The 4,942-nt window shown below is 70.7% G+C and carries 5 protein-coding genes; 3 read left to right on the top strand and 2 right to left on the bottom strand.

All coding sequences use genetic code 11. The features are described 5' to 3' along the window. Together AC13HU_RS32020 and AC13HU_RS32025 are read left to right on the top strand one after the other, a co-directional pair. The coding region (locus tag AC13HU_RS32020) for a DUF4139 domain-containing protein (protein ID WP_483045482.1) at positions 1–1,406 on the top strand (1,406 nt) is incomplete at its 5' end. Positions 1,407–1,712: 306 nt separating this feature from the next. Next, positions 1,713–2,498 carry a polysaccharide lyase family 7 protein gene (locus AC13HU_RS32025; protein ID WP_483045483.1) on the top strand — a complete coding sequence of 262 codons (786 nt, stop codon included), beginning with the start codon at positions 1,713–1,715 and terminating at the stop codon, positions 2,496–2,498. Positions 2,499–2,648: 150 nt separating this feature from the next. Here the strand turns inward: AC13HU_RS32025 and AC13HU_RS32030 are convergent, their stop codons facing one another. Beyond that, on the bottom strand, positions 2,649–3,308 hold the full coding sequence (locus tag AC13HU_RS32030; RefSeq protein WP_483045484.1) for an alpha/beta fold hydrolase: 660 nt from the start codon (positions 3,306–3,308) through the stop codon (positions 2,649–2,651). Positions 3,309–3,394: 86 nt separating this feature from the next. On the opposite strand from AC13HU_RS32030, the gene AC13HU_RS32035 reads away from it, so the two are divergent. Next, positions 3,395–3,943 (top strand): PadR family transcriptional regulator, encoded by a 549-nt coding sequence (locus AC13HU_RS32035; protein ID WP_483045485.1) that lies wholly within the window; start codon positions 3,395–3,397, stop codon positions 3,941–3,943. Between the two features lie 163 nt (positions 3,944–4,106). On the opposite strand, the gene AC13HU_RS32040 is transcribed toward AC13HU_RS32035, so the two are convergent. Beyond that, positions 4,107–4,925, bottom strand: a complete 819-nt coding sequence (locus AC13HU_RS32040; protein WP_483045486.1) for an SAM-dependent methyltransferase — start codon at positions 4,923–4,925, stop codon at positions 4,107–4,109. Between the last annotated feature and the right edge of the window lie 17 nt (positions 4,926–4,942).

The raw sequence follows: 4,942 nt of genomic DNA on the forward strand, positions 1-4,942 counted from the left end.
CCCGTGTGGTCCGCGCGTACACCCCCGCGCCGCCCGGCGAACCCGGCCGCGACGCCTCCGAGTTGCGCCGCGACGTACACGAACTGGAACGGGAGCTGTACGACGCGCAGCAGGTGAAGCAGCGTCAGGAGAACGCGCTCGCCGTGGTCGACCAGGCCAGGACCGATCTGCACCGTGACGTCGTGCAGGGCGCGGGCGCGGGTGCCGCCGACCCCGAGCGCTGGGCCGACCGGCTGGACCGGGTCGACCAGGAGGCGGAGCTCCGCATCGGCGAACTGCACCGGCTGCGCCGCCGGTTGCACGACATCGGCGAGGAACTGCGCGAGGCCCGGGCGGCGTTGGCGGCCACCGAACGCGAACCGCAGGTGCTGACCGCGCACGTCGAACTCGTCGTGGAGGCGGAGGGCGCCGGACCGGCGGACGTACGGGTGGCGCACCTCGTGCCGTGCGCGCTGTGGCGGCCCGGCTACCGGGCGACGCTCGGCGCGGACCGGGGCTCCGTACGGCTGGAGACCGACGCGTTCGTGTGGCAGGCCACCGGCGAGGACTGGCACGGCGTCGCGCTGTCACTGTCCACAGCGCGGCCCACCCTGGCCGCGAACCCGCCGGCGCTCACCGAGGACGTCCTCACGTTGCGGGAGCGGTCGGCGGAGGAGCGGCGCACCGTGGAGGTGAACCTGCGCGAGGAGGAGATCCGTACGGTCGGCGCCGACTCGGCGGGCGACTCGGGGGTTCCCGCGGCCGGGGCCGCGCGGCTGCCGGGGCTCGACGACGGCGGCGCGGTGCGTACGCTGGCCGCCCCGCACCCGGTCGACGTCCCTTCGGACGGTCGGCCGCACCGCGTGCACCTGTCGTCCTTCACCGCCCCCTGCCGCGCGGAGCGCACCTGCGCCCCCGAGTTGTCGCCGCTGCTGGTGACGACCGCGCACTTCGCCAACGCGGCCGGCCATGTGCTGCTGGCCGGCCCGGTGGACCTGGTGCGGGGCAGCGGGTTCGTCGGCCGCGGCGAGTTGGCGTTCACCGGCGCCGGTGCGGAGGCCCGGCTGGCGTTCGGCAGCGAGGACACCTTCCGGGTGGTCCGCCAGGTCGAGGAGAGCCGCGACACCGCGGGCCTGGCCGCCATCAACCAGCGTACGGTGATCACCCGTCGGATACGGCTCTTCGTCTCCCGGCTCGACGCACCGGACGGCGGCGGCGCGCAGGAACTGGTGATCCGCGAGCGCGTCCCGGTCTCGGAGGTCTCGGCGGTCGAGGTGCGGGTGCGGAACGACTCCTCGTCACCCGTGCCCGACGAGGTCGACGACGAGGGCATCGTCCGCTACGCGTTGAGCCTCGGCCCGGGCGAGCGGCGCGAGATCACCCTCGTCTACGAGCTCACGGCGTCGAGTTCGGTGACGGGCCTGTAGCGGGTCCGTGGCGGGCGGGTCGCTGACGAATCGCGGTACCGAATCGCCGGTACCCGCCCTTCCGGACGTGTCGGCCCTTCCGTACCGGCTCTTCCGGACCGACTCTTCCGTACGGGTCCGCCCGTACGGACCCTGCCGTGACCGACGGGCCTGGCCGCGCCGCCGCCGCGCGAGGTTCATCAACATGAACTGCGTTCCCATACGGGGTCGTTGACGGCCCGCTCCAGCCGTGCTATTCAGGTGGATGTCCAAAGGACTAGACCTAGTTCACGTCAGTGAACATCGAGCACGGAAGGTTCCCCCCACATGAGAATCCGCTCCAAGCTCCTCCTCATGGTGACCGCCATGGGTACAGTCGCCGCCCTCGGTCTCCTCGGCACCAGCACCAGCGCGAGCGCCGCGTCCCCCACCAAGGCGCCCGGCGGCAACTTCAACCTGTCGGTATGGGAGTTGCAGGAGCCGGTCGGCTCCCCGGGCTCGCCGACCACCATCTCGTCCTCCCGGCTCCAGGGTGACGACGGCTTCCAGGACTCGTACTTCTACACCGACACCCGCGACGGCGCGATGACCTTCTGGGCACCGGAGAAGGGCGTCACCACGCCCAACTCCAACTACGCCCGCTCCGAGTTGCGCGAGATGAACTCCAACGGCAGTGCCGCGGACTGGTCGCTCGGCGGCAGCCACCAGCTCAACGCGACGCTGCGCGTGGTCTCCGTGACGTCGAACGTCTGCGTCGGCCAGATCCACCTCGGCAGCGGCGGGTCGTCCACCAAGCCGCTGATCGAGCTGTACTACCACTCCAACGGCGACATCGTCGCCGGCCTGGAGAACTCGCCGTCCGGCGGCCAGACCACGCACACGGTCGGCCACGTGTCGATCGGCAAGACGTGGAGCTACGCGATCGCGGTCTCCGGCGGGAACACCATCAACCTGACGGTCAACGGCAGCACCACGAACTACTCCATCCCGTCGTCCTTCGACGCCTACAAGCAGTACTTCAAGGCCGGTTCCTACAACCAGTCCTCCTCCGACAGCACCACCAACGGCGCGCGCGTCGCCTTCTACGGGCTCACCGTCTCCCACAGCGGCTGAGTTCGTTCCCAAGGAAGTTCCGTCGCGCCGCTTCGGGTTGGTTGCGAAGCGGCGGGACTGTTTTCCGACGGCCGTGCCCCGTCCGGCAGCCTTGCTGCCTCCGACGGCCGTGCTGCGCTGCCTCCGACGGCCTTGCCCATCGAATCCGGTTCACTCCTCCAGCAGGATCTTCACGAAGGCTTCGGGGGCTTCGGCGGCCACGTTGTGTCCGATCGGCAGGGTGTGCACGTGCCAGTCCGGGTCGTGGCGCAGCCGTTGGTAGACCTCGGTGAAAGGGGTGCCGGACCAGTTCTCCAGGTAGATGTAGTCCTTGCGGCGGATCGGTGGTGGGCCGTCGAGCCGGATCTTCTGCAGGAACGCCGCGAGCGGGTGCGGGGTCGTCCGCGGGTCCAGGCCCGGCGGAGGCTGAACGCTGTAGCCGTCGGCCCGGGCGCCCCGGATGAACAGTTCCCGGAAGGCCGGCGTGGTGAGATCGAAGCAGGACTCGCCGTCAGCGGGGACGTAGGCGTCGCTGTAGACCAGCCGCCGGATGCGTCCGGGCAGGCGGGCCGCGGCACCGGTGATGACCATGCCGGCGGAGCTGTGCCCGATCAGCACGGCGTCGTGGATCTCTTCCGCCTCGAAGAGGCTGACCACGTCCTGGATGTGGGTGTCCAGGTTGGTCGTCGCGGTGCGCAGGTGGGCCCGCTCGCCCACGCCGGTGAGTGTTACCGGGAAGGCCGAGTGACCTTGGCTTCGGAGGGTGTCGGCGATCCGTCGGAAGTACCATCCGCCGTGCCAGCCGCCGGGAACCAGAATGAACGTCGACATGGCAGGCACTCTAATCGAGGCACTCGATGAGAGGCAACACGATAAGAGGTAGCACTATTAGTGCGACCGCCCGGTAGGATGGCGGCGTGCTGACCTTGAGCATCCTGGGATTCCTGGCCGAGGAGCCGCTGCATGCCTACGAGCTCCGGGCGCGGATCTCGGGCCTGTCGGGCCATGTCCGGCCGGTCAGCGACGGGGCGCTCTACCCCGCGCTGAACCGGCTGCGGAAGGCCGGACTGCTGGAACGGCAGGAGGAGCCGGGCCGCGGGGCCACCCCGCGTCAGGTCCTGTCCCTGACCGCCGCGGGCCGGTCCGAGTTGCTCCGCAGGCTCCGCGAGCCGGACGAGGTCGAGGTCACCGACCGCAACTCGTTCCTCGTGCTGCTCGCCTTCCTCGGCCGCCTGCCCGATCCTGCCGACCAGGCCCGGGTCCTGCGCCGCCGGCTGGAGTTCATGGAAGGGCCGGCCAGCTACTTCTATGCGGACGGCAGGCCGCTGCGCGCCGCCGAGATGAGCGACCGGTTCCGCAAGGGCATGCTCACCCTCGCCGCGGCGACCAGCCGGGCGGACCGCGCCTGGCTGCGGGCCACGATCGCCGACCTCGCGCCGGAAGTCCCGCCGGGCGAGCGGGAGTAGGCCCTCCGCATGCCGCCGCGCCCCGTCCCGTGCGGTCGGGGAAGGGGCGCGGCGAACTACGCCGGACGCCGCGGAGGCATGCGCCCAGCCGGTCGAACTGCCGGTTGAACGGCCGGCCGACCGACCGGTCGAACAGCCGGCCGGCCGGGCTCCGTTCACGGCACTAGCGTTTGATGCCTACGCCTGCCAGCAGGCTGATCTGCGCGTCCGTGATCTCCGCCCCATTCGCGGCGGGTTCGGCGGGCCGCCAGCGGTGGCAGCAGCAGATGCCGGGGTCGACCAGGTCGAGCCCGTCGAAGAAGCGGCGGACGTTGCTGTGCGAACGGAACTGCACCGGCGACCCGGACTTCGTGTAGACCTCCGCGACCTTGTTCCAGGTGACGGGGTCGAAATCGGGCGTGCAGTGGTTCATGGCGAGGGCGCTGCCCGCCGGGAGCGGGTCGAGCAGCCGACGGACGATGGCGTACGGGTCGTGCGGGTCGGTGATGAAGTGCATGAGCGCGTTGAGGGAGAGGGCGATGGGCTGGTCGAAGTCCAGGACTCCCGCGTCCTCCACGGAGTTCATCAGCGCATCGGGGTCGGTGATGTCGGCCTCGACGTAGGCCGTGCGTCCCTGTGTCGTGCTGCGCATCAGGCGTTCGGCGTACTTGAGGACGAGCGGGTCGTTGTCCGCGTACACGACGCGGGCGTCGCGCGCGACGGACTGGGCCACCTGGTGCAGGTTGGGCTCGGTCGGTATGCCCGTGCCGATGTCGAGCCACTGGCGGATGCCGTGCTCCTGGGCCAGGACCCGGGTGGCCCGGTGCATGAACGCCCGGTTCTCGCGCGCCGTCATGTAGATGCCGGGGTGGGCCCGGGCGGCGACCAGGGCCGCCTCCTCGTCGATCTCGAAGTGGTCCTTGCCGCCGAGGAAGTAGTCGTACATCCGGGCCGAGTGCGCCTTGCTCGTGTCGAGATCGCGGCCGGCCTGACTGGTGGTCATGTGCTCCCCTTCATGAG

The organism is Streptomyces sp. NH27 (assembly GCF_056859195.1).

Excerpts from the sequence above, each read along its gene's own strand:
- AC13HU_RS32025 (WP_483045483.1), top strand. The coding sequence starts at position 1,713 with ATGAGAATCCGCTCCAAGCTCCTCCTCATGGTGACCGCCATGGGTACA.
- AC13HU_RS32030 (WP_483045484.1), bottom strand. The coding sequence starts at position 3,308 with ATGTCGACGTTCATTCTGGTTCCCGGCGGCTGGCACGGCGGATGGTAC.
- AC13HU_RS32040 (WP_483045486.1), bottom strand. The coding sequence starts at position 4,925 with ATGACCACCAGTCAGGCCGGCCGCGATCTCGACACGAGCAAGGCGCAC.